Origin of the sequence: Streptomyces sp. PA03-1a (assembly GCF_033792805.1) — a bacterium.
In the GTDB taxonomy this organism is placed as follows: domain Bacteria; phylum Actinomycetota; class Actinomycetes; order Streptomycetales; family Streptomycetaceae; genus Actinacidiphila.
In genome coordinates this window covers 21512-44419 of the sequence record NZ_JARAVO010000016.1, presented here as the reverse complement: position 1 = coordinate 44419, position 22908 = coordinate 21512, and the positions used below count along the sequence as shown (strand labels likewise).

The following is a 22908-nucleotide window of genomic DNA, read 5'->3' as shown; positions in this document are numbered from 1 at the left end:
CCAGCGCTCCGCTCCGGGTTACGGGGTGAGTTGTCGCTGCAGCTCCGCATGGCGGAACTCGTAGGCCTGGCCTGACCGGCGGAGTACCCCGTGGTGCATGTGCGCGTCCTTCAGGAACCGCGAAAGCCTCCAGGGAAGGCGCCCCCGTACAGCGAGGCAGGAGCGCACCACCATCGCGGGCGCCCAGATGGTGAACACATAGGCGATGCCTTCACCCGTCCTGCCCAGGACCGTCAGGCGCGCTCCGAGCTCCACTGCGTCCTCGGAGCCGGAGACCGTACCGGCTGCCACGCCTGACATGATGCCGACACCCGCCGCGGTCCAGAGCCAGGCGGTGCGGTCGCTTCCGGGGGCGGTGACGGCGGCGGCCGCGAGAGCGGCCATGGTCCCGGTGAACAGCGCCGTCGTACTGCCGATGACGGCGCCTACGAGCCGCGTCGACACGGCGTCCTCCAGGTACCACCAGGCCCGGTCTGGTGCGTGGCCCCCGTGCGGGGTGAGCCGCTGGGCGAGAAAGGCGAGCCACTTTCTGACCTTCGTCAGTTGTCTTGGGTGGCGCGTCCACAGGCAGCGTTGCGAACGGTCGCGGTGCGGGCGGTACAACGTGGGGATCAGCTCGGCCAGCAGGTGCCGTTCGACCTGCTGACGGGACCGGCGGCACAGTTCGTCAGGACCTCGACCGGCGCCGTCGAGGTCGTCGTGCTCCAGCCGGTATACGGCGACGGCGAGGCTCACCATGAGCGGGGACCTGAACGCCCCGTTCACGCCGGAACCGTCGTGGTCCATCTCCACCAGCACGCTGCGCCAGCGGTCCTCTGCGGCAGCTTCCCCGCCCGCTGCGTCGGTCAGGTACTTCTTCACGTCACCCAAGGCCACAGGGCCCAGCTCGATGCCCGCTGCCCCCCTGAGCCGCACCGGGTTGCGGGTCGTGGGCCCGACGGTCTCCCGGTACTCCGTGGTGCGGCTGGTCAGTACGACACCGGCGAAGAAGTCCAGGTCGTCGTTGATCCGCGTGATCGCCGTGCGTCGCCGGGACTCCGGGATCTCGTCGAGGCCGTCGAGCAGGAGCATGACCCTGCGTTCGTCGACCAGTTGCCGTGCGCAGCTCTGTGAGCCCGCCGCTCCGCCGTACGGGCGCTTGAGATCGGAGAACTGCTCGCCGATCTGGTCGACCACCCAGTCCAGGAATCGCCCGTCCCTGCCGGACCAGTCGGCAAGCGGCAGCAGCACGGGCACTTGCTCCCCGGATCCGCCCCGATCTGCTGTCAGCCGCAGTGCCAACCTGATGAGCAGCGTGGTCTTGCCCGCTCCCTTGTCGCCCAGGACGACCAGACGCCTCGTCGGAATCCCGGCGAGGATGTCGGCGACCTGGTTGCCGGTGCCGCACAGCCTGGTCGCGTGGGGACTCTCCGAACTCGCCGGCCGGCGCCATTCCGCGGCCTCCCGCGCGATCCGGTCCCAGTCCGTCACCAAGTGCTCGTCAGCGGCATCCCATGGCACCGGTAGCGGAACGGGGTCGATGAGGCCCCGCCGGTGGGCCTCATCGGACCAGAATCTCCGTGTGTCTTGCGCGAGGCGTTCCGTGACCTCGTCGATCGACAGCGTGAACGCGGTGTCGGAACGGTCCCCCTGCATCGCCTTGCCCGCCATGTACAGCGCTGGGACGCCGACGATGACGGGGACTCCCACTGCTCCCACGACGGCGCTCTGGCCGGCTGCCACGTAGAGGGCCCATGCCGCCGCGATGGAGCCCAGGAACACCGCGCCGCACACAAGTCCCGTTCTGCGGTCCGGACGTCCGTATCTCCCCACGCCACCATCTTCCCCACTGGCGGCGCCCACCACCCAGGGAACCGGTCAGACGGGCCGCCCCCCGTCGCAGGCGACACGCAGATGGTGCGGTCCCAGAAGGAGACGTCCACCATCAGGATCGCCTGAACGAGGTACGAAGCGGCGGCGCACGCCGCCCGGTCGCGCTGCTCCTCGGGGGGCCCGGTGTCGTAGAAGAGCGTCTCCTCGCGATGGAGTTCGAACATGTCGGGGTGAGGAACGCGCACTGCGCGTATCCCTGGCACCGGTTGAGGTCGACGACCCGGTGCCCGGCAGGTACGCCCAGGCGACAGCGGGCCGAGACATCGTGCCGGGCGGGCAGAGCGACGTGCTCCGGGGACATGCCGTCGAGCAGCACGGCTTTCGACACGGGCGGCCGGTCGTGGGGGGCGTTCCGACTCCTCGCCGATGATCGTCAGGGGCCGCTTCACGGGGTCCGCCGCCTCCTGCTGCCGCCACGGCGGTCGGGGCGCCGGGCGAAGCCGTGCACGACCATTAACCGCAGGGTTGCCGGCGCACCATGCGGGTGCCGGGCGTCACCCGGGGAGCGCGGTCAGCCCGTCAGCCAGTCCATGACCGCCCGGGCGTCGAAGGCGTCCTGCCCTCCGCGCACCAGCAGGCCGGCGGTCGCGAAGGCGGGATCGTCGGCCTGCGCGGCCAGGTAGGGGACGGCGACGCAGCGCATGCCCGCCCGGTGCGCCGCCTCCGCGCCGGGTGGCGCGTCCTCGACGACCACGCAGTCCGCCGGGTCCACGTCGAGCCGGGCCGCCGCCTCCAGGAACACGTCCGGGGCGGGCTTGCCGCGGCCGACCTCCTCCGCCGAGACCACGGTCGTCAGGCTGGCGTCCAGCCCGGTGCCCGCCAGCACCGCCTGGATCGCCTCGCGCGACGAGCCCGAGGCCACCGCCATGGGATGCCCGGCCTTCGCCAGCAGTTCGACGAACGCGCGCATCCGCGGGAACACGTCCGTGGCCCCGCGGGCCAGCTCCAGGTAGAGCCGGTTCTTGCCGTCCAGCAGCTCCTGGACGGAGGCCGACAGGCCGTACTCCTCGCGGAGGGTCTCCAGCGTCTCCTTGGTGCCGATGCCGATGAAACGCCGGTGCTGCTCCCAGGTGAAGTCGTCCACGCCGTGCGCGGCCAGCAGCCGGCGGCCCGCCTCGAAGTAGTTGGGCTCGCTGTCCACGAGGGTGCCGTCGAGGTCGAATATCACCGCGGGGAGCGTCATGGCTCCCAGCATGCCAAGCCGGCGATCACGGCGTGCGCCCGGCCGCGGCGTCCCGGCCGACCTCCCGTACCAGCGGCAGCATCCGCTGCGGCACCCGCTCGCGCAGCGCGACCTCCGTGCGGGTGCGCACCACACCCGGCACCTGGACCAGACGCTGGATCACGTCCTCCAGGTGCGCGGCGTCCCGGGCGACCACCCGGGTGAGCAGGTCGCCGCCGCCGGTGATCGAGAACGCCTCGATGATCTCGGGTACGGCGGCCAGGGCCGCGCCCGTGGCGTCCAGATGGCCCTGGGTCACCTCCAGGTGGACGAAGGCCAGCACCCGGTACCCCAGGGCCTCGGGCGACAGCCGCGGGCCGTACCCGGTGATCACCCCGTCCCGTTCCAGCCGGTCGAGCCGCGCCTGCAGGGTCCCGCGCGCCACACCCAGGATGCGGGCGTACTCGCGGACGCTGGTGCGCGGCTGTTCCAGCAGCAGCGCCAGGATACGGGCGTCCAGCTCGTCGGCGGGCACGGGACGCTGCCTCGCACCGCTCAGAGGAGGGCGTCGATGGTGATCGGCAGTTCGCGGATGCGCTTTCCGGTGGCGTGGTACACGGCGTTGGCGATGGCGGGTGCGATGCCGACCAGGCCGACCTCGCCGACGCCCTTGGTGCCGGTCGGTGTGCCGCGGTCGGGCTCGCCGACGAAGAGCACGTCCAGCTCGGGGATGTCGGCGTTCACGGCGACGAGGTAGTCGGCGAAGGTCCCGTTGGCGATGCGGCCGGTGCGCGGGTCGGTGACCGTGTCCTCGAACAGGGCCATGCCGATCCCGCCGACCGTCCCGCCGATGATCTGGCTCCTGGCGGTCTTCTCGTTGAGGATGCGGCCGCCGTCGATCGCGGACACCACCCGGGCGACCCGGACGAGGCCGAGGTCGGCGTCGACGCGTACCTCGACGAACTTCGCGCCGTATGCCCCGGCCGGGGACATGCCGATGGCGGCCGGGTCCGGGGGCGTGCTGCTCCCGGTCGCCGTCAGCTGGGGCAGCTCGTGCCGGGAGAGGATGTCCGCGTACGACTCCCCGCGGTCCGGGCGGCCCACCAGGTGCACCCTGCCGCCGGAAGCCTCGACGTCCTCGGGGGAGGCGCCCAGCAGTGGGGAGTCGGCGTCCCCGCGCGCGAGGTCCGCGAACAGGCCCACGAGTTTGCGGCAGGCGTCGTGAACGGCGTTGCCGAGCGCGCCGGTCAGGCCGGAGCCACCCGCCATCATCGAGTCGGGCATGTCGGAGTCGCCGAGGTCGAAGCGGACCCTGTCCAGGGGCAGGCCCAGTTCCTCGGCGGACAGCTGGGCCATCACGGTGTACGTGCCGGTGCCGATGTCGGTCGCCGCGCTGCGCACGAACGCGCTGCCGTCGCGGTTGACGGTCGCCTCGGCCATGCACGGCGTCGCGAAGTACGGGAACATCGCGCTCGCCATTCCGTAGCCGACGAGCCAGTTGCCGTCGCGCATGGACCGCGGCTCCGGGTTCCGGTCGGCCCAGCCGAAGCGCCGCGCGCCGGCCTCGTAGCACTCCAGGATCGCCTTCCCGGACCAGGGAAGCCCGTTGCGCGGGTCGACCTCGGTGTGGTTGCGGATCCGCAGCTCCAGCGGGTCCATGCGCAGGGTGTACGCCAATTCGTCGAGGGCCGATTCCAGCGCGAAGCTGCCCTGCGCCTCGGCCGGGGCGCGCATCGACGTCGGTACGGCGATGTTGAGCTTGGCCTGCTGGTCCCGGGTGATCACGTTCGGGCACCGGTAGGCGAACGAGGTCCCGTGGGAGAACGGCTCGAAGTCGTTGTCCTCCATGCTCAGCGAGCTGAGGCTGCGGTGGTCGAGGGCGACCAGGTCGCCGTCGCGCGTGGCGCCCATGCTGAGCCACTGCACACCGCTGGGACGGTGCCCCACGGAGGTGAACATCTGCGGCCGGGTCAGCACGAGCTTGACCGGGCGCTTGGTCGACCGGGCGGCCATGGCGGTGAGGATCACGTGCGGCCACGCCCGCAGCCCGGCGCCGAAGCCGCCGCCGACGTAGGGCACCAGCACCCGAACCGAACTCTCGGGGATGCCGAAGACCATGGACAAGGTGGTGCGCACCATCGACGGCCACTGGCTGGTGTCGTGGACGGTGAGGGTGTCCTCCTCCCACACGGCCAGCGTGGCGAACAGCCCGAGCGGGTTGTTGGTGTTGTCCGCCGTGAGGTAGGTGCCGCGCACGATGACGTCGGCGGCCTCCAGGGCGGCGGCCACGTCGCCGCGCGAGTGGTCCATCTTCCACGGGTCGACCACATGCTGCGCCCTCGGGTCCTGCAGGTCCAGCAGCGGCTCACCGGCCTCGTACTCGGCGTGCACCAGCCGCGCCGCGGCGGCGGCCTGCTCCGGCGTCTCGGCCACCACGAAGGCGATGTGCTGCCCGTGGTGCATGATCCGGTCGTTGCGCAGGGGGGCGGGCGGCGACTGACCGAGCACCGTCGTGGGGCCGGTGCCGACCTGCGGGGCGTTCTCGTGGGTGAGCACCGCGATCACGCCGGGCGAGCGTTCGGCCTCCTCGGTGTCCATGCGGACGATCCGGCCCGCGGCGATGGTGCTCTGCACCAGGGCGCCGTAGGCCTGGCCGTGGACGTTGAAGTCCATCGGGTAGGGGGCGGCGCCGGTGACCTTGCGCGGTCCGTCGACCCGGTTGACGCCCGCACCGACCAACGGCCTGCTCTCGACCGTGCTCATGCCGTCACTCCTGACACTGTCTGCAGCTCGCGGACGAGGGTCCGGCGGGCCAACGGCACCTTGAACGCCGTGCCGGGCACGGTCCAGGCGTCGCGCATCGTCGCCTCGGACGCGTCCAGGAAGGTCGCCGACGTGGCCGGAGCGCCCGTCAGCACGTGCTCGGCCTCGTAGGCCCGCCAGGGTTTCGAGCCCACCCCGCCCAGCCCGACCCGGGCCTGACGGATCGTGCCGTCCTCCACGACGAGCACCACCGCGGCCGAGGTCAGGGCGAACTCGTACGACATCCGGTCGCGGACCTTGAGGTAACCCGAGCGGGCGGACGGCGGCGGGAGCGGGATCTCGACCTCGGTGATCAGCTCGGCGTGCTCCAGGACGTTCTCCCGTTCCGGACCCTCGTCGGCCGTGACGTAGAACTCCGTGAGGGGGACGCTGCGCCGGCCCGACAGCCCCTGGACGTGCACGACCGCGTCGAGCGCCACCAGGGCGACGGCGAGGTCGGAGGCGTGCAGCGCGATGCAGTTCTCGTTCACGCCGAGCACCGCGTGCATCCTGGCCGCGCCCTGCACGGCCGCGCAGCCCGTGCCCGGTGCGCGCTTGTTGCACTCGAGCACCATGGGGTCGCGGAAGTAGCGGCAGCGGGTGCGCTGCAGCAGGTTGCCGCCGATGGTGGCCATGTTCCGCAGCTGCACCGAGGCGCCCATCAGGAGGGCTTCGCGCACCACGGGCAGCCGCTCGGCGACCGTGGCGTCGGCGGCCAGCTCCTCCATCGTGGCCAGCGCCCCGACGTGGAGCGACTCGCCGCGCCGCTCGATGCCGTGCAGCGGGAGCCGGGTGATGTCGATCAGCGTCGGCGGCTCCAGGACCCCGTCCTTCATCAGGTCCAGCTGGGTCGTGCCGCCCGCGAGGCAGGAGGCCGCCGGGTCCTCCGCCAGCAGCCGTACGACCTCCTGGGCGTCGGTCGCCCGCACGTACTCAAAGGTGCGCATCGTAACCTCCCCCGGACGCCGCTTCGCGGATCGCGGCCACGATGTTGGGATAGGCACCGCAGCGGCACAGGTTGCCGCTCATGAACTCCCGGATCTCCTCGTCGGAGCCGGTCCTGCCCTCGGTCATCAGCGCCACCGCGGACATGATCTGGCCGGGGGTGCAGAAGCCGCACTGGAAGCCGTCGTGGTCCATGAAGGCCCGCTGTACCGGGTGCGGTCCGTCCGCGCCGCCGACGCCCTCGATGGTGGTGATCGCCCGGCCCTCGGCCTGGGCGGCCAGTGTCAGGCAGGACAGCACTCTCCTGCCGTCGAGATGGACCGTGCACGCGCCGCAGGCTCCCTGGTCACAGCCCTTCTTCGTGCCCGTCAGGCCCAGCCGGTCGCGCAGCGCGTCCAGCAGTGTGACCCGGGTGTCCAGGCGAAGGGTGTACGACCGGCCGTTGACGTCGAGTGTCACGACCCGCTCGATGGTTCCGGGACGGTCCACGTCCCGCTCGCTCGCCACGTCCCTCATCGCGTCCTCCTCCGGACGGGTCGGGTACGACTCGAGCCCCTCCTGGGGCGGATCCGGTGAGTTGGTTCGTCAGGCGCCGTTAAAAGGCGGGATCGACTTTTCGCGTCAATACGTCCGCCTTTCACATCAATATACGCCGAATGGGCGTTTCGGCATGAGCCAGTGGTCCGGCCCCGCCCTGGCCGCGCGATCGACGGCCGGGCCAATGGCCCAGTGGAACGGGGCTCGCTTGAGCCAAGGGCCCTGAGGATGTTTTCCTGGAGGCGACGCTGGCGTTGCGGGAGGTACGAGGCCCCGCAGCGCCTTTTCCATGCGCGGACACGCACCGCGGCACGAACGAGGGGCAGGGCGGGCACGTGGTGGGGCGCATGTTCATCGCACCGGACCCGGGACGCGCACGGCTGCGCAGCGCCTCGCGCGCGGTCCTGGGCATCGCGGGGGCGGTCGCCGCCGTGGCGGCGGCCGGGCTGCCGCTGCCCGCCGCCGTGGTCGGCGGTCTGGCCGCGCTGCTGGCGCTGTTCGTCGTCACCGACCCCGGGCCGGCCCGGCAGGCCGCGACGACCGCGCTGATGCCCGCGGTGGGCTTCCCCGTCCTCGCGCTGGCCGCCTGGCTGCATCCGTACCCGGGCGCACGGGACGCGGCCTTCCTCGCGGTGGTCTTCGCCGGGGTCTACGCCCGGCGCTGGGGGGCGCGCGGGCACGCCCTGGGCGTCTTCGCGTTCATGATGTTCTTCATCGCCCAGTTCCTGCGGGCCGGTCCTGGACTGCTGCCGGAGCTGTACGGGGCCGTGGGCCTCGGGCTGGGCTGCGCGGCCCTCGTCCGCTTCGGCCTGTGGTGCTACGAGCGGGGGGCCGTCCCGGCGCCCGCCGTCGTCCTGCCCCAGTCCCGGGGATTGCGCCGTCCGACGACCCGGCAGGCGTTCCAGGCGGTGCTCGCGGGCGGGATCGCGGTGGCGGTGGGCCAGGCGCTGTCCGAGGACCGCTGGTACTGGGCGGTCGGCACCGCCTGGTGGATCTTCGTGAACACCGCCTCGCGGGGCGAGACCCTCGTGCGGGGCTTCCGCCGCGTCCTGGGCACCGTCACCGGCATCGTCGCCGGGCTCGCGGTGGCGCTCCCGCTGCACGGGGCGCCCGCGCCGACCGCCGCACTGGTCGCCGTCTGCGTCTTCGGGATCTTCTACACCGCCCCGGTCTCGTACAGCTGGATGATGTTCTTCGTGACGGTGATGGCGGGGCTGCTCTACGGCCTGCTCGGCATCCTCCACCCCGGGCTGCTGGCGCTGCGGCTGGGGGAGACCGCCGTCGGCGCCCTGGGCGCGGCCGTCGCGGTCCTGGTGGTGCTGCCGGTGACCACGCACGCGGCGACCGACGCCTGGATCCGCCGCGCGCTGCACGCGGTCCACGACTTCACCGGCGAGGCCGCCCGTCACCTCGCCGGCGGCCCGGGCGACGACCTGGCCCGCCACGTGGCGGACCTCGACGTCCTCCTGGAACGGGTGCGGGCCGCCGTCGCCCCGCTGGTGCACCCGCTCAGCCCGATGCGGCACCGCAAGGCCCGGGCCCGTACCGTCCTCGCCCTGCTCGACGAGTGCGCCCGTCAGGTCCGCGGCCTCGCGGAGGTCGTGGCCGACCCGTCGGCCTGCCATGACGAGCGCCTCACTGCGGCCTGCCACCGGGTCGAGATCGCCGTCCGGCGCCTGGTGCCCCCGGGTACGGCCGGGAGCGGTGCTCCGGCGCCCGGAACGGCCACCGGGGACGCCGCGGGCCCGCACCCGCACGCCGATCGGGCCCTGGAGCACCTGCGCAGCCTCGAGACGGCCCTCAGCGGGCTGACCGCCCCCCTCGGCGCCCCCGCGCGTCCCGCGCGGACCGGGGAGCCCGACTGACGCGCGCGGCAGGGGCGCGCCCCTGCCGCGCGCAGGCCCATCGGCGGCGCCGGGCGTGCGTGCCGGGTTCGTGTGCGCCCCCGGGCGGATCGGGACCGGTCACGGTCGCCAGGTGACCGGATTGCGTCCAACCTGCGTCGTGATGTGTCAATTCACCTGATTCTGAGCCCTGTTCGGCGCGGCGTGCCAGGATGACTGACTCCGGACAAGCGGTGAGACCGAATCCAGTCTCGTGCCGTATCCGCGGACCGTGGGGCAAACGGTTCGCGCAGGGCGGTCTTGGGGGTGCCAGGCGTGCTGAGATTTCTGCGCCGTACCGGGGGGAAGAACGAACGGCGTACCGGGCCGGGCCGCGTGCCGCCCCCGGCGGAGCACGCGCGGATGGACGGCCCGGAGCCGCTGGCCGGCTGTCCGGCCGGACACCCGCAGGCGGCGGAAGAGGACGCCGAGGCGCGTCCCGAGGACGCGGCGGCCTCCTGCCCCGTCGACGGCGCGGCCGGTCAGGGCGCCGCTCCGGCCGTCCTGCACAAGGACGTGGACGTCCGCGCGCTGGCCACGGACTTCCTGCGGCAGTACCACCACGAACTGCCCGGTGCCGCCGGCGACCCGCAGCAGCGGCTCGCCGCGGTGCTCGCCGAGATCGACGCGACGGGCACCTACCGGCACACCCACGAGGAGCTCGTCTTCGGTGCGCGCGTCGCCTGGCGCAACAGCAACCGCTGCATAGGGCGCCTGTACTGGAACTCCCTGCAGGTCCGTGACCGCCGCCACGTCGCCACCGCGCGCGGGGTGGCCCTGGAGGCCGCCGCCCACCTGAGGGTCGCGGCCAACGGCGGGCGGATCCGCCCGGTCATCACCGTCTTCGCCCCGGACGCGCCGGACCGCCCCGGCCCGCGGATCTGGAACGACCAGCTCATCCGCTACGCCGGCTACCCCCGGCCCGACGGCGGAGTGCTCGGCGACCCCGGCAACACCGGCATCACCGAGGTGGCCCGGCGGCTCGGCTGGTCCGGCGGTCCCGGTACGCCCTTCGACGTCCTGCCGCTGGTCGTGCAGGGCGGAGCCGAACCGCCGCGCCACTTCCCGCTGCCGGCGGACGCGGTCCTGGAGGTGCCGATCGTGCACCCGGAGTTCGACTGGCTCGCGGAGTGGGGCCTGCGCTGGCACGCCGTCCCGGCGATCTCCTCCATGTGCCTGGAGATCGGCGGCGTCTGTTACCCGGCCGCGCCCTTCAACGGCTGGTACATGGGTACCGAGATAGGCGCCCGCAACTTCGCCGACACCGACCGCTACGACCTCCTGCCGCGCTTCGCCGACCGCCTCGGCCTGGACACCGGCAGCGACCGCTCGCTGTGGCGCGACCGGGCCCTGGTCGAGCTCAACCGGGCCGTGCTGCACTCCTTCGACCGCGTCGGCGTCACCATCACCGACCACCACACCGAATCCCGGCGCTTCCTCGCGCACATCGAACGGGAGGAGCGCAAGGGCCGTCCCGTGCCCGCCGACTGGTCGTGGATCGTGCCGCCCATCTCCGGCTCGGCCACCGGCGTCTTCCACCGCTACTACGACACAGGCGAGCTGACCCCCGCCTACGTCCACCACCCCGAGTCGCTCGCCCTCGCCCGCGGCGAGACGCTGGTGTGACGGGGGCAACGGGATCGGTTTCCGGCCACTGCGTTACTCTCAGCCGCCGAACAGACAATCAGCGGAAGAGGTACGGCAGTGGCCGGGCACGTTTACATCGGGTCGTTCACCTCGGCGGGCGGCAAAGGGCTGACCACCGCCGCCCTCGACCCCGATTCGGGAGCGCTGACGGTGCTGCGCGCCGACTCCGCGGTGGAGGACCCCTCCTTCCTGGTGCTCTCCGAGGACAACGGCCTGCTCTACGCCGTCAGTGAGCACGCCGAGACCGGCGGCGCGGCCGTGTTCTCGCTGCGCGACCCCGCCCGCCCCGAACCGCTGGGCGCCACGGTGCCGGTGAGCGGCGGCGCGCCCACCCATCTGTGCCTGCACCGGGGACACCTGCTCACCGCCAACTACGCCTCCGGCACCGTCAGCGTGCTGCCGGTCGACGACCGCGGCGCGCTCGGCGGGCCGCGCCACGTCCTGGAGCACGAGGGCGACGGCCCCGACCCGGAGCGGCAGGAGGGCCCGCACGCCCACATGGTGCTGCCCGACCCCTCCGGGCGCTGGGTGCTCAGCGTGGACCTCGGCACGGACTCCGTGCGCGTCTGCGAACTCGACCCGGACAGCGGGGAGCTGGAGGTGGAACGCGAGATGGGCCTGCGCTCCGGCACCGGACCGCGGCACCTCACCTTCCACCCGCGCGGCGACCGCGCCTACGTCATGAACGAGCTGGAGTCCGTGGTGACGGTCTGTCACTGGGACCCGGAGGTGGGCCGTCTGAAGCCCGTCGCCGAGGTCTCCGTGCTGCCCGCGGACGCCGCAGGCCCGAACTACCCCTCCGAGCTGGTCGTCTCGCCCGACGGCAGGTTCGCCTGGGCCGCCAACCGAGGGCACAACAGCATCGCGGTCCTGTCCGTCGACGACAGCGGTGACCGGCTGGAGCTGCTGGAGACGGTGGACTGCGGCGGCGACTGGCCGCGCCACCTGACCCTCGACCCCTCAGGGAAGCGGCTCTACGCGGCCAACGAGCGCTCCGGCGACGTCAGCTGGTTCGACGTGGACCCGGTCACCGGTACGCCCAAGCTCGCCGGCTCGGTGGCCGTCCCGGCCGCGTCCTGCGTGGTCTTCGGCTGACGGAGGCTTCCCTGTACGCGCAACGGCGTGGTGGTCCGCCCCGGGATCCCGGGGCGGACCACCACGCCGTTGTCGTCGACGGTCCGCGGGTTCAGCTCAGCGGAGCACCCTGCGACTCCTGGGCGATGCCCAGGGCCGTGGTGTACGTGGAGACGACCAGCTTGCCGATGGTCGGGTAGGGACCCAACGCGTCGGCCGCGGAGCAGTCGGCCTCCTTGGCGGCGTCGTGCAGCACCTCGGGGGCGACCTCGGGACCGACCACGTACGGCGCGAGCGCCAGGGTCGTCGAGCCGGACGAGCGCAGCTGCTCGGCGGTCTGGGCGACCGAGCCCTCGATGTCCAGCGCGGCGGCCAGCACCGGCACCGCGAGGCGTGCGGCCAGCAGCAGACCCGTCACACCCGCCGCCTGGACGGCCTCCTCGCCACCGACAGTGGCCAGGATGATGCCGTCGGCGGCCGTGGCCACCGTGAACAGGCGGGCGCGGTCGGCGCGGGCCAGTCCGGCCTCGGAGAGGCGCACGTGCAGCGCCTCGGCCAGCAGCGGGTGAGGGCCGAGCACGTCGGTCACCTCGGCCGCGGAGCGGCTGTCCGCCACTGCCTGGCGGATCCGGCGCATCACCGACGGCTCGGGACCGGCCAGCAGCGGGACCACGACGGCCGCGGGGGCCTGGTCGCCGCGCTCGCCGGCGGCCTGGGCCACCACGGACTCGAGCGTCGGGTACTCCTCGCCGTCGCCGTCGACGTAGCCGATGCGCGGGTCGAGACCGGAGAGCTCGATGCGGGCGATGCTGACGATCTCCTCCGCGAGACTGCGTATCGCGGAGGACGGGGTGCCGGGCACGGCGAGGACCAGCGCGGGGGCGCCCTCGGGCGTGGTCAGCGGCTCCGGGCGCCGGTGCCGCCCGGGCTGGCGGGGGCGGGGCATTCGAACGGGCAGGCCGGGTGCGGGCCCTTCGGCAGTGCTCATGGCGAGGCATGCTAGTGCCTTTGCGCGCTCTGTTGTTCGGGCGGGTCCATCGCAGGGGTTACCTGTCCGGTTCTGTCCCGATACGGTGCCGGGTCCGCGCACCCCGGCACCGTACGCGTGCCACGGTCAGCCGAGACCGCGCGAGTCCTGCTTGAGGGCGGTGTCCACGGTGAGCGCGGAGGCGACGACCATGCTCAGCAGGGGGTCCGGCAGTTGCCGGTGGATCTGCAGCACGTAGTTGTCGGCCGTGGTGAACATCGTCTTCGCCAGGCCCTCCCACGTCTTGGTGATCCGGGCGACCTCGGTGTCGGTGTGGTCGACGATGGAGAAGTTCCAGGCACGCCAGTTCTCGGCCTTGATCGCGCCGATCTTCTGGCCGTTGACCTCGAAGGAGAAGTTGATCTTCCCGATGGCGTTCTGCTGTACGATCTCGCCGAGCGTCATGCCGTCGGCGCGCTGCACGATCACCTTGGACTTGATGAACTTCGCGGGCCGGGTCAGCAGCAACTGGGGCTGCCCGTGGGCGTCACGCACCTCCAGGCGCACCGACATGAACTGGTCGACGCTTGCGACGAAGCGCAGCACCTTCCGCGCGGTGCTCTGGCCGACCTGGAGCACCGAGCCGAGCTGGCGCCCCTGCTGGTCGAAGACGCTGTACTCGTTGCTCAGCTCGATGAGCTTGGCCTTCTGGTTGACCACCAGGACGGGCTCGCTGAAGAGCGTGCCCCCACCCGGGCCGGTGGGGGCCACGCCGGCCTGCTGCTGCACCTGGCGCTGGATGCGCGACGGGTCGGGACCGCCGTCGACGCCCAGTTCCCAGGGGTTGTCCTTGGGCTGCGGCGGGACCTGCGCGCCGCCCGCATGGGTGTGCTCCGTCCACTGGGACCCGTCCCAGTAGCGCAGCAGGTTCTGGGTGCCATGCGGGTCCGGGTACCAGCCCGCCGGGGTGTTCGAATGCGTCGTCACCCGGGCAGAGTAACGGCTGCCTCCGTCAGGGCAGCCGCCAGTCCACCGGGTTCGTGCCCTGCCGTACCAAGAGGTCGTTGGCCCGGCTGAACGGACGTGAGCCGAAGAAGCCGCGGTCGGCCGACATGGGGGAGGGGTGGGCGGACTCCACGGCCGGCAGGCTCCCCAGCAGTGGCCGCAGGCTGCGCGCGTCGGAGCCCCACAGGATGGACACCAGGGGCTTGCCGCGCGCGGCGAGCGCGCGGATGGCCTGCTCGGTGACCGCCTCCCAGCCCTTGCCGCGGTGCGCCCTGGGCGTGCGCGGCGCGGTGGTCAGCGCCCTGTTGAGCAGCAGGACGCCCTGCCGGGTCCAGGGGGTCAGGTCCCCGTTGGAGGGCTGGGGCAGGCCGAGGTCGGTGTTCAGCTCTTGGTAGATGTTCAGCAGGCTGGGAGGCAGCGGCCGTACCTCCGGGGCCACCGAGAACGACAGCCCGACGGCGTGCCCCGGGGTGGGGTACGGGTCCTGGCCCACGATCAGCACCCGGACGTCGTCGAAGGGCTGCTGGAACGCGCGCAGCACGTTCGCCCCCGACGGCAGGTAGGTGCGGCCCGCGGCGATCTCGGCGCGCAGGAAGTCGCCCATTTCGGCGATCTTCCCTGCGACCGGCTCCAGCGCCTTGGCCCAGCCTTCTTCGACGATTTCGTTCAACGGTCGTGCTGCCACGGTGAGTCACTCTAGTGGCTCACACCGACACTCAGACCACGGCCGCCCTCACGCACAGCACATCGGGCAGGTGTGAGGCCACCGGCTGCCAGGTGTCGCCCTCGTCGGCGCTGGCGTACACCTCGCCGTTGCGGTTGCCGAAGTACACGCCGACCGGGTCCGCGTCGTCGGTGCGCAGCCCGTCGCGCAGGACCACGCCGTAGTGCTCCTCCGTGGGCAGCCCGGCGGACAGGGCCGTCCACGAGGCGCCGGCGTCCTCGGTGCGGTAGACCCGGCAGCGGTAGTCCGGCTGGTAGCGGTCGCTGCCGTCGTTGACCGGAGAGACGTACGCGACTCCGCCGCGGCGGGGGTGGGCGGCGACGGCGAAGCCGAAGTCCGCGGGCAGGCCCTTGCCGATCTCCGTCCAGCTCGCGCCGGCGTCGTCGCTGCGGTAGACCCCGCCGTGGTTCTGCAGGTACAGCCGGTCCGGGTCCTCGGCGTCCCGGTCGATCTTGTGCACGCACTGGCCGAACTCCGGGTACGGGTCGGGCAGGAACTCCGCCTTGATCCCGGTGTTGGACGCCTCCCAGCTCGCGCCTCCGTCGGCCGAGCGGTAGACCCCGCCGGAGGAGACGGCCGCGATCACCACGTCGGCGTCGCGCGGATCGGTGAGCACCGTGTGCACCGCCTGACCGCCGTATCCGGCACCCCACAGCTCCCGCTGCGGGTGCTCCCACAGGCTCCGCACGAACTCGAAGGTCACCCCGCCGTCGTCCGAGCGGAAGAGCGCGCCCGGCTCCGTGCCGGCCCACACCAGGTCCGGGGCGGCGGCGCCGGCGGGCTGGATCTGCCAGACGCGCTCCAGCGAGGCGTCCGTGTCCTTGGGGAACCGCACCGCGGGCCTGGCCGGCTCCTCCCAGCTGCGCCCGAGGTCGTCGGAGCGGAAGACCGACGGCCCCCAGTGCGAGCTGTCTGCGCCGACCAGCAGCCGGGGCACGGCCCGGCGCGTGTCGATGCCCACCGAGTACACCGCCTGCATGGGGAAGTGCGGGCCGGTCAGCTCCCACGTCCCGGCGCCGCCCCGCCGTCCCAGGAACAGCCCCTTGCGTGTGCCGATCGCGAGTACGACGTCGTCCATGACGCACCATCTCCGAACTACGGGAATGTGTTCTGCATCACAGATTCTGCACCGTCCTACCGACAACGGGGGCCGCGGCGCGCCTCCCCGCGGCCGAAGCGTGCCGCGCCGGACCCCGGCGTGCGGTGTCCCCGTCGGCCAACAGCGGTGCGGTGAAGGGGATTTGCGCCACCGGCGGCCCGGCGCCGAGAGCTGGTACGGCAGCGGTCGAACTACGAGAATTCTCGTAATATGGGTGCATGCCCCCGCAGCAGCCCCTCACCGCGGCCGCCCCCGTCCCCGGCGGGAGGGTGTGCGAGCACCCGGACCGAGCGGACATCCGCCTGGAGGCCGTCCTGCACGCGTTCTCCGACCCCATGCGACTGCGCGTGGTGCGGACGCTGGCGGCGCGGGGAACGGAGGCGGCGTGCTCCGAGGTCGGGTTGCCGGTCGGCAAGTCCACCTGCACCCACCACTTCCGGGTGCTGCGCGAGGCCGGGGTGATCAGCCAGACCTACCGGGGCACCTCCAAGATGAACGCGCTGCGCCGGGCGGACCTAGAGGTGCTCTTCCCCGGGCTTCTGGACGCCGTCCTCGCCGCCGCCGACCGGCAGGACGGACGGCCCGACGGGACCGCCGGCGTCGTCCGCGCCTGAACCGGAGCCGCCGGGCAGGTGGTTGAAGAGCAGGTTCAGCGCGATAGCGGTGATGCACCCCGCGCTGATCCCGCTGTCCATCACCGTCTGGAACCAGTCGGGGAAGGCGTCGTAGACCGTCGGGACGCCGACCGGCAGCAGCCCGACCGCGACCGACACCGCCACCACGGTCAGATTGCCGTTGCCGTGGAAGTCGACGGTGGACAGGGTCCGCACCCCGCTCGCCGCCACCGTCCCGAACATCACCAGGCCCGCCCCGCCCAGCACGGGCGCCGGGATCGCCGCGACCACTGCCCCCAGCTTGGGCAGCAGCCCCAGCAGGACGAGGATGCCGCCCGCGGTCGCCACCACCCAGCGGCTGCGCACCCGGGTCATCCCCACGAGGCCGACGTTCTGCGCGTAGGCGGTGTACGGGAAGGTGTTGAAGACCCCGCCGAGCACGGTCGACACCCCGTCGGCGCGCAGCCCGTCCGCGAGCCGCCGTGGTTCCACGTGGCGGCCGGTCAGCTCGCCCACGGCGATGATGTCGCCGGTCGTCTCGGTCATCGTCACGAGGGCCACGACGAGCATGGAGGCGATCGCCGCGCCCTGGAAGTCGGGCGTGCCGAAGTGGAACGGCGTGCTGATCCCCACCCAGTCGGCGCCGCCGACCGCGCCGAAGTCGGTGAAGCCCAACGGCACGGACGCCAGGGTGCCCAGCACGATGCCCGCCAGGACCGCGACGCGCGCGAGGGCAGGGGGCGCGAAGCGCTGGACCAGCAGGACGGCCAGGAGCACGGCGGCCGCCAGGCCGATGTTCCGCGGCGCCCCGAAGTCGGGCGAACCGACCCCACCTGCCGCCCAGTTGCCGGCCACCGGCAGCAGGCTGAGCCCGATGACCAGGATCACGGTGCCGGTGACCAGGGGCGGGAAGAACCGCAGCAGCCGCCCGAAGACGGGCGCCAGCAGGACCATCGCCACTCCCGAGGCGATGACGGCGCCGTAGATCGCGGGCAGTCCGCCGTCCTGGCCGATCAGCACCATGGGCGAGACCGCCGCGAAGGTGCAGCCCTGCATGATGGGCAGTCGGACGCCGAACCGCCACCAGCCCACGCACTGCAGCAGCGTGGCGATGCCGCACACCAGCAGGTCCGCCGTGATCAGGTAGGCGAGGTCGGCGGGCGCCAGCTTCAGCGCGCCCCCGACGATGAGCGGCACGGCGACCGCGCCCGCGTACATCGCCAGCACGTGCTGGAGCCCGAACGCCCCGAGCTGGACGGCAGGCAGGACCTCGTCGACGGGATGGACGGCGGGACGGTGCGGCGGCGTCGCCATGGGCAGCTCCTCGAACGCGGCGCGGGTGAGCGGTGGAACGACGAAGTGGTTGCCCGGGACCCTAGTGAGCGTAAACAGTTTGTTGATTGCGGAGGTGTTTCCCGCGGATCTCAGCCCCTGGGGCGCGCGGCCGCCAACAGCCCCTCCCAGTCGGGGATCTTCACGGTCGCGCGGTCCAGCGACCGCCCCAGCGCCGACTCGGCGGCCTCGATGGCCTCCCATCCGGTCCACTCCACGGGGTCCTGCCCCAGTGCCCGCAGGCCATCGAGCGGATCGGCGTCCGCGGTGGGCCGGGCCAGCAGCTCCCGTGCGTCGGCGACCAGGGCCGCCGCCGTCTGCTTGGCGCAGGGCCGGTTGGTGCCGATCACGCCGGTCGGCCCGCGCTTGATCCAGCCGGCGACGTACTCGCCGGGCGAGGGGGCGCCGCCGCGCAGCACCCGGCCCTCCGTGTTGGGCACGATGCCGAGCCGGTCGTCGAACGGCAGCCCGACCAGGGGCACGCCGCGGTAACCGACCGACCGCAGCACCAGTCCGGCGTCGATGTCCTCGAGGACGCCCGTGCCGCGCACCCCGCCCTGCCCGTCCGGCGCGGTCCGCTCGAACCGCACCCCGGTCACCCCGTCCTCGCCGAGCACCGCCACCGGCCGCAGGAAGAACCGCAGATGGATGCGGCGGCGCCGGCCCGCCGCGGGCCGGGAGGCCCAGCCGCGCAGCACCTCCACATTGCGCCGGGCGACCGGCACGAGCCCCTGCGGATCGGCGTACGCGGGGTCGAGAGCCAGCTCCCCGGGACGGACAATGACGTCCGCGCCCGGCAGGTCGCCGAGCTCGCGCAGCTCCTTGGTGGTGAACTTCGCCTGCGAGGGCCCGCGCCGCCCCACCATGTGTACGTCCGTGACGTGGCTGTCCGCCAGGGCCCGCAGCACCCCCTCGGGCACATCGGTGTGCCGCAGTTCCTCGGCACCGCGGGCCAGGATGCGGGCCACGTCGACGGCCACGTTGCCGACCCCGATCACGACCGCGGAGCGGGCGTGCAGCGGGAAGCCGTCGGGAGCCTCGTCGGGATGGGCGCTGTACCAGGAGACGAAGTGGGTGGCCGCGCAACTGCCCGGCAGGTCCTCCCCGGGCACCCCGAGGCGGCGGTCGGTCGCGGCGCCGACGCAGTACACCACCGCGTGGTACAGCTCCAGCAGCGCCTGCGGGGACAGCCCCGGACCGCCGACGGTCACATTGCCCAGGAAGCGGATCCGGGGGTCCTCCAGGACGCGCCGCAGCGTGCCCTGCAGGGACTTGATCTTCTCGTGGTCGGGGGCCACCCCGTACCGGACCAGGCCGTACGGGCAGGGGAGCCGGTCGAGCACGTCGACGGCGACGTCCGGCACCGACTCCTGGCGGGTCAGCGCCTCGGCCGTGTACACCCCGCTGGGACCTGATCCGACGACTGCCACACGCAGCACGGGCGCCTCCCCTTCGGCGAGGGTTGGGTTCACCTCGGCGGCCCGTGTGCCGCCCGGAACGGGCGGGACGGGCGGCCACGTCCAGCATCGCACCGAGTGACCACCGGGGGGAGGGCGCCGGAGCGTGTCGCGGTCCGGGATGTCAGTCCATGGCGCGCATCCGGGCGATCTCGGCGCTCTGCTGGGCGATCACCTCGTTCGCCCACTCGGCGACCAGGACGTTGCGGCCGTGCGTGAGCACGTCGGTGGCCATCGTCACCGCGCCGCGGTGGTGGGCGGTCATCAGGCGAAGGAACTGCCGGTCGAACTCCGCGCCGCGCGCCGCGCGCAGCGCCGCCAGCTGCGCCGCGGTGGCCATCCCGGGCATCGCGGCGTGGTCATGGTCGTGAGCGGTGGCATGGGAGCCGCCGTTGGTCTTGAGCCAGGCCTGCATGGTGTCGATCTCCGGGCCCTGCGCGGCTTCGATGCGCGCGGCGAGTCCGCGGACCTTCTCGTCCGAGGCGCGGGTGCCCGCGAGGGCGGTCATGACAAGCGCCTGCTGGTGGTGGGCGATCATGTTCGTCACATAGGTGAGGTCCGCCGGGTTCGGGGAGTCGTCGGGCAGGGCCTTCGCCGCCTCCTCCGGGGAGAGGGTGGTGGCCTTCTCGCCCGGCGCTCCCGGCGCGATGACCGAGGGCGCGGCGGACGCGGAACCGCTTCCGGAACCCCCGTCGCAGCTGGTCAGGGCGAGTACCAAGGAGGCGGTGAGGGCCAGCGCGGACAGCGTCGCAACACGATACGAGGAAAACACCAGTGCATTGTCATCTTTTGACGCGCACATGAGAAGGGCCATACTGCCGGGGTCCGCATGAAGTTCAACCGCGAACGGAAACTAGGAGGACGCGGTGAAGCGCTTACGTACAGCCCTCGCTCGCCCCGGACGACTGGCGGCCCTGGCGGCCGCGGCCGTCACGCTGCTCGGACTGGCGGTTCCGGCCCCCGCCACGGCCGACGGGAGCATCCCGGGTGTCGACGAGGTCGTCACGAGCGCCAACGTTCAGCACCTGGTCAACATACCCAAGCAATCCCTCGGGGGATTCAACACCGACCTGGCGTTCCAGGGCAGATACGCCTTCGCGGGCAACTACGACGGCTTCGTCATCTGGGACATCAGCCGTCCCACCAGCCCCAAAATGGTCAGCCAGGTCCTGTGCCCCGGATCCCAGAACGACATATCGGTCTCCGGGAACCTGCTGGTCCTGTCCACCGACTCCTCGCGCTCGGACAGCTCCTGCGCGAGCACGAGCCAGTCCGCGGCCGAGAAGTCCTCGTGGGAGGGCGTCAAGGTCTTCGACATCAGCGACAAGGCCAACCCGCGCTACGTCGCGGCCGTGGAGACCGCCTGCGGTTCCCACACCCACACCCTGGTACCGGCCAAGCGCGACCTGTTCGTCTACGTGTCCTCCTACTCGCCCAGCGCCACCTTCCCGGACTGCCAGCCGCCGCACGACGGCATCTCCGTGGTGAAGATCCCGCGCAGCCACCCGGAGAAGGCGGCCGTGACGGCCTTCCCGGTCCTCTTCCCGGACGGCGGCAACCCGGGCGTCCCGCCCACCGACACCCAGGCCCGGGTCAGTGAGACCACCGGCTGCCACGACATCACCGCGTTCCCGAAGCTGGGGCTCGCGGCCGGTGCCTGCATGGGCGACGGCATCCTGATGGACATCTCCAACCCCGAGCGCCCGAAGGTCCTCGACCGCGTCCAGGACAACGTGAACTTCTCGTTCTGGCACTCGGCGACCTTCAACGAGCGCGGCACCAAGGTCGTCTTCACCGACGAGCTGGGCGGTGGCGGCGGTGCCGAGTGCAACACCGCGATCGGTCCGCAGCGCGGTGCCGACGGCATCTACGACATCGTCCGCAAGCACGGCAAGCCCGAGCTGGTCTTCCGGAACTACTACAAGATCCCGCGCCACCAGGCCGACACCGAGAACTGCGTCGCCCACAACGGCTCGCTCATCCCCGCCAAGGGCCGCGACATCATGGTCCAGGCCTGGTACCAGGGCGGCGTCTCCGTGTGGGACTTCACCGACTCCGCGCGCCCCAAGGAGATCGGCTACTTCGAGCGCGGTCCCATCTCGACCGACACCCTGACCCTCGGCGGCTCCTGGAGCGCCTACTACTACAACGGCTACATCTACTCGAACGACATCGCCAAGGGCTTCGACGTCCTCAAGATCTCCGACAAGCGCACCGACAGCGCCCGGGGCATCCGGCTCGCCGAGCTCAACGTCCAGACCCAGCCCGACTACCGCTGAGCGGTCCCGGGCAACGGCGTTCCGCCGGGCGGCAGGTCGCCCGGCGGAACGCCGAGTTCCCAGGGCAGGCCGTACCGCTGGAACATGTCGGCCCGCAACCGCGGCAGCGGCATCGCCGCGCCCGGGATCAACTGCGCGAACACCCCGCCCATGAGCAGGGCCCGCAGCATCCGGTAGTCCTGCTCGGGGTCCGCCGAGCCCCACGCCCGGACGGCGCCCAGCAGCAATTCGGCCAGGCGCTGCCGCTCCTCGCACTCGCTGAACCCGGACGCCTGGAGGATGCCGGCCATGTGCGCCCGCATGACGACGGGATGCTGCACGGGCAGCGCCAGGACGGCGTCGATCGCCCGGGCCAGCACCTCGCGGCCGTCGGCGGGCCCGGGTTCCCGCTCCAGCGCCGCGGCCAGCTCGGTGTGCATCAGCCGGTGGGCCGCCGCCTGCAGCAGCAGCCGCTTGCCGGGGAAGTAGTACGACACCAGACCGCGCGCCGAACCCGCGCGGTCGGCGATGTCCCCGAGCGTCGTGGCCTCGAACCCGCGTTCCTCCACCAGTTCGACCGTGGCCTGCAGCAGACGTTCCCGTGAACGCCGGCGCATCGCTTCATTGACCGAAGGTCGCCGAGGGGACATGCTTTACTCCTGCGTTGACTGGCTCGGAGCCAATATACTCAGGGCTGACCGTGCGTGAGTGGCATGCTCATGCGGGTCACGGGGGTGAGGTGCACGTACCCGGCGGCGCGGGGGACCGCCGGGTACCGCACTTCCGCGCCGCCCGGCCCGGCTCCCTCAGATCCCCGTCACGCGGTCAGGTCCAGCACCGGCAGCAGCCCCGACGGCCGCTGCTCCACCGGCAGGTGGTCCACCAGGTGCACCGCGCAGCCCAGCGCCGCCGCCCCGCCGTCCGCCCGCCGGTCGTCCCCGACCATCGCGACGCGCTCCGGCGGCAGCCCCAGCCCCTCGCACGCGATGCCGAACAGCCGTGGGTCCGGTTTCTGGACGCCGTGCTCGAAGCTGAGGACGAAGACGTCCACCAGCCCTTCCAGACCGTGCGCGCGGAACACCGGCCGCAGGTCCCACCCGATGTTGCTCACCACCGCCACCGGCACGCCCCGGCGCCGCAACTCCTCGAGCACCTCCCTCGCATCCGGGTACGGTGACCAGGCGGCGGGCTCCATGTGGCGGTCGTACAGCGCCCCGTAGGCCTCCTCCCAGGGCAGCTCCGCCTCCCGCGCCAGCGCGGTGAACGCCGCGCGGTGGTGCTCCGCCGACAGGTCCCGTTCCTGCCACAGCCGCTCCAGCCGTGCCGGCACCCGCTCCGGCGCCGCTCCGCCCGGGAGCCCGCCGGCCCGCTCCAAGCCCTCCGCGTACGCCGCCAGCTCGGTCTCGCCGAGCGTGATCCCCAGCTGATCCAGAACCGTGCCCAGCCAGCGCCGGGCGGGTTCGACCCGCAGCAGGGTGCCGGAGAAGTCGAACATGCATCCCTTGATGGTCATGACCGCCATCATCCCCG

20 protein-coding genes are annotated in these 22908 nt (G+C 72.5%); 5 read left to right on the top strand and 15 right to left on the bottom strand.

Annotation, left to right across the window (positions count from 1 at the left end; translation table 11 throughout):
* Positions 1 to 18: 18 nt before the first annotated feature.
* The 6 genes from PV341_RS05575 to PV341_RS05550 form a co-directional block, all read right to left on the bottom strand.
* Positions 19 to 1812, bottom strand: a complete 1794-nt coding sequence (locus tag PV341_RS05575; RefSeq protein WP_500323283.1) for an NACHT domain-containing protein — start codon at positions 1810 to 1812, stop codon at positions 19 to 21.
* A 571-nt stretch (positions 1813 to 2383) separates the two neighbouring features.
* On the bottom strand, positions 2384 to 3055 hold the full coding sequence (locus PV341_RS05570; RefSeq protein ID WP_500323284.1) for an HAD family hydrolase: 672 nt from the start codon (positions 3053 to 3055) through the stop codon (positions 2384 to 2386).
* A 25-nt stretch (positions 3056 to 3080) separates the two neighbouring features.
* Positions 3081 to 3569: an Lrp/AsnC family transcriptional regulator gene (locus PV341_RS05565; protein ID WP_499515487.1), complete on the bottom strand. Its 489-nt coding sequence runs from the start codon at positions 3567 to 3569 to the stop codon at positions 3081 to 3083.
* 20 nt (positions 3570 to 3589) lie between these two features.
* Positions 3590 to 5797 carry a xanthine dehydrogenase family protein molybdopterin-binding subunit gene (locus PV341_RS05560; protein ID WP_500323285.1) on the bottom strand — a complete coding sequence of 736 codons (2208 nt, stop codon included), beginning with the start codon at positions 5795 to 5797 and terminating at the stop codon, positions 3590 to 3592.
* The gene (locus tag PV341_RS05555; protein WP_500323286.1) at positions 5794 to 6783 is read right to left on the bottom strand and encodes an FAD binding domain-containing protein; all 990 of its coding nucleotides are present in this window, start codon (positions 6781 to 6783) and stop codon (positions 5794 to 5796) included. Before PV341_RS05555 ends, PV341_RS05560 begins: the two co-directional genes overlap by 4 nt.
* A complete protein-coding gene (locus PV341_RS05550; protein ID WP_500356887.1) occupies positions 6770 to 7297 on the bottom strand; it encodes a (2Fe-2S)-binding protein in 528 nt (175 codons plus the stop codon). Before PV341_RS05550 ends, PV341_RS05555 begins: the two co-directional genes overlap by 14 nt.
* Before the next feature lie 368 nt (positions 7298 to 7665).
* Here PV341_RS05550 and PV341_RS05545 point away from each other — a divergent pair, with 368 nt between their 5' ends.
* The 3 genes from PV341_RS05545 to PV341_RS05535 all read left to right on the top strand — a co-directional run bounded on the left by PV341_RS05545 (position 7666) and on the right by PV341_RS05535 (position 11943).
* Positions 7666 to 9183, top strand: a complete 1518-nt coding sequence (locus PV341_RS05545; protein WP_500356885.1) for an FUSC family protein — start codon at positions 7666 to 7668, stop codon at positions 9181 to 9183.
* A gap of 381 nt (positions 9184 to 9564) precedes the next feature.
* Positions 9565 to 10827, top strand: a complete 1263-nt coding sequence (locus PV341_RS05540; RefSeq protein WP_500356904.1) for a nitric oxide synthase oxygenase — start codon at positions 9565 to 9567, stop codon at positions 10825 to 10827.
* Positions 10828 to 10905: 78 nt separating this feature from the next.
* Positions 10906 to 11943, top strand: coding sequence for a lactonase family protein (locus PV341_RS05535; protein ID WP_500323290.1), 1038 nt, complete (start codon positions 10906 to 10908; stop codon positions 11941 to 11943).
* Positions 11944 to 12034: 91 nt separating this feature from the next.
* Here PV341_RS05535 and PV341_RS05530 read toward each other — a convergent pair whose 3' ends face one another.
* The 4 genes from PV341_RS05530 to PV341_RS05515 all read right to left on the bottom strand — a co-directional run bounded on the left by PV341_RS05530 (position 12035) and on the right by PV341_RS05515 (position 15696).
* The gene (locus tag PV341_RS05530; RefSeq protein WP_500323291.1) at positions 12035 to 12910 is read right to left on the bottom strand and encodes a sirohydrochlorin chelatase; all 876 of its coding nucleotides are present in this window, start codon (positions 12908 to 12910) and stop codon (positions 12035 to 12037) included.
* 126 nt (positions 12911 to 13036) lie between these two features.
* The gene (locus PV341_RS05525) at positions 13037 to 13876 is read right to left on the bottom strand and encodes an LURP-one-related family protein (protein ID WP_499515494.1); all 840 of its coding nucleotides are present in this window, start codon (positions 13874 to 13876) and stop codon (positions 13037 to 13039) included.
* Positions 13877 to 13901: 25 nt separating this feature from the next.
* The gene (locus tag PV341_RS05520; RefSeq protein WP_500323292.1) at positions 13902 to 14579 is read right to left on the bottom strand and encodes a uracil-DNA glycosylase; all 678 of its coding nucleotides are present in this window, start codon (positions 14577 to 14579) and stop codon (positions 13902 to 13904) included.
* A gap of 31 nt (positions 14580 to 14610) precedes the next feature.
* Positions 14611 to 15696, bottom strand: coding sequence for a sialidase family protein (locus PV341_RS05515; protein WP_500323294.1), 1086 nt, complete (start codon positions 15694 to 15696; stop codon positions 14611 to 14613).
* 239 nt (positions 15697 to 15935) lie between these two features.
* Between PV341_RS05515 and PV341_RS05510 the strand changes: the two genes are divergently transcribed.
* The gene (locus PV341_RS05510) at positions 15936 to 16331 is read left to right on the top strand and encodes an ArsR/SmtB family transcription factor (protein ID WP_500323295.1); all 396 of its coding nucleotides are present in this window, start codon (positions 15936 to 15938) and stop codon (positions 16329 to 16331) included.
* Here PV341_RS05510 and PV341_RS05505 read toward each other — a convergent pair.
* The 3 genes from PV341_RS05505 to PV341_RS05495 all read right to left on the bottom strand — a co-directional run bounded on the left by PV341_RS05505 (position 16233) and on the right by PV341_RS05495 (position 19922).
* Complete coding sequence (locus PV341_RS05505) at positions 16233 to 17645, bottom strand: nucleobase:cation symporter-2 family protein (RefSeq protein ID WP_500323296.1); 1413 nt, start codon at positions 17643 to 17645, stop codon at positions 16233 to 16235. The genes PV341_RS05510 and PV341_RS05505 overlap by 99 nt on opposite strands.
* A gap of 110 nt (positions 17646 to 17755) precedes the next feature.
* A complete protein-coding gene (locus tag PV341_RS05500; protein WP_500323297.1) occupies positions 17756 to 19102 on the bottom strand; it encodes an FAD-dependent oxidoreductase in 1347 nt (448 codons plus the stop codon).
* Positions 19103 to 19244: 142 nt separating this feature from the next.
* Entirely contained in the window at positions 19245 to 19922 is a 678-nt protein-coding gene (locus PV341_RS05495) for a DUF305 domain-containing protein (RefSeq protein WP_500323298.1), read from the bottom strand.
* Between the two features lie 112 nt (positions 19923 to 20034).
* Here PV341_RS05495 and PV341_RS05490 point away from each other — a divergent pair, with 112 nt between their 5' ends.
* Positions 20035 to 21399, top strand: coding sequence for an LVIVD repeat-containing protein (locus PV341_RS05490; protein WP_500323416.1), 1365 nt, complete (start codon positions 20035 to 20037; stop codon positions 21397 to 21399).
* On the opposite strand, the gene PV341_RS05485 is transcribed toward PV341_RS05490, so the two are convergent.
* A complete protein-coding gene (locus PV341_RS05485; RefSeq protein ID WP_500323299.1) occupies positions 21390 to 22028 on the bottom strand; it encodes a TetR/AcrR family transcriptional regulator in 639 nt (212 codons plus the stop codon). The two genes, PV341_RS05490 and PV341_RS05485, sit on opposite strands and share 10 nt — an antisense overlap.
* Before the next feature lie 167 nt (positions 22029 to 22195).
* A complete protein-coding gene (locus PV341_RS05480; RefSeq protein ID WP_500323301.1) occupies positions 22196 to 22891 on the bottom strand; it encodes an HAD family hydrolase in 696 nt (231 codons plus the stop codon).
* Positions 22892 to 22908 lie beyond the last annotated feature (17 nt).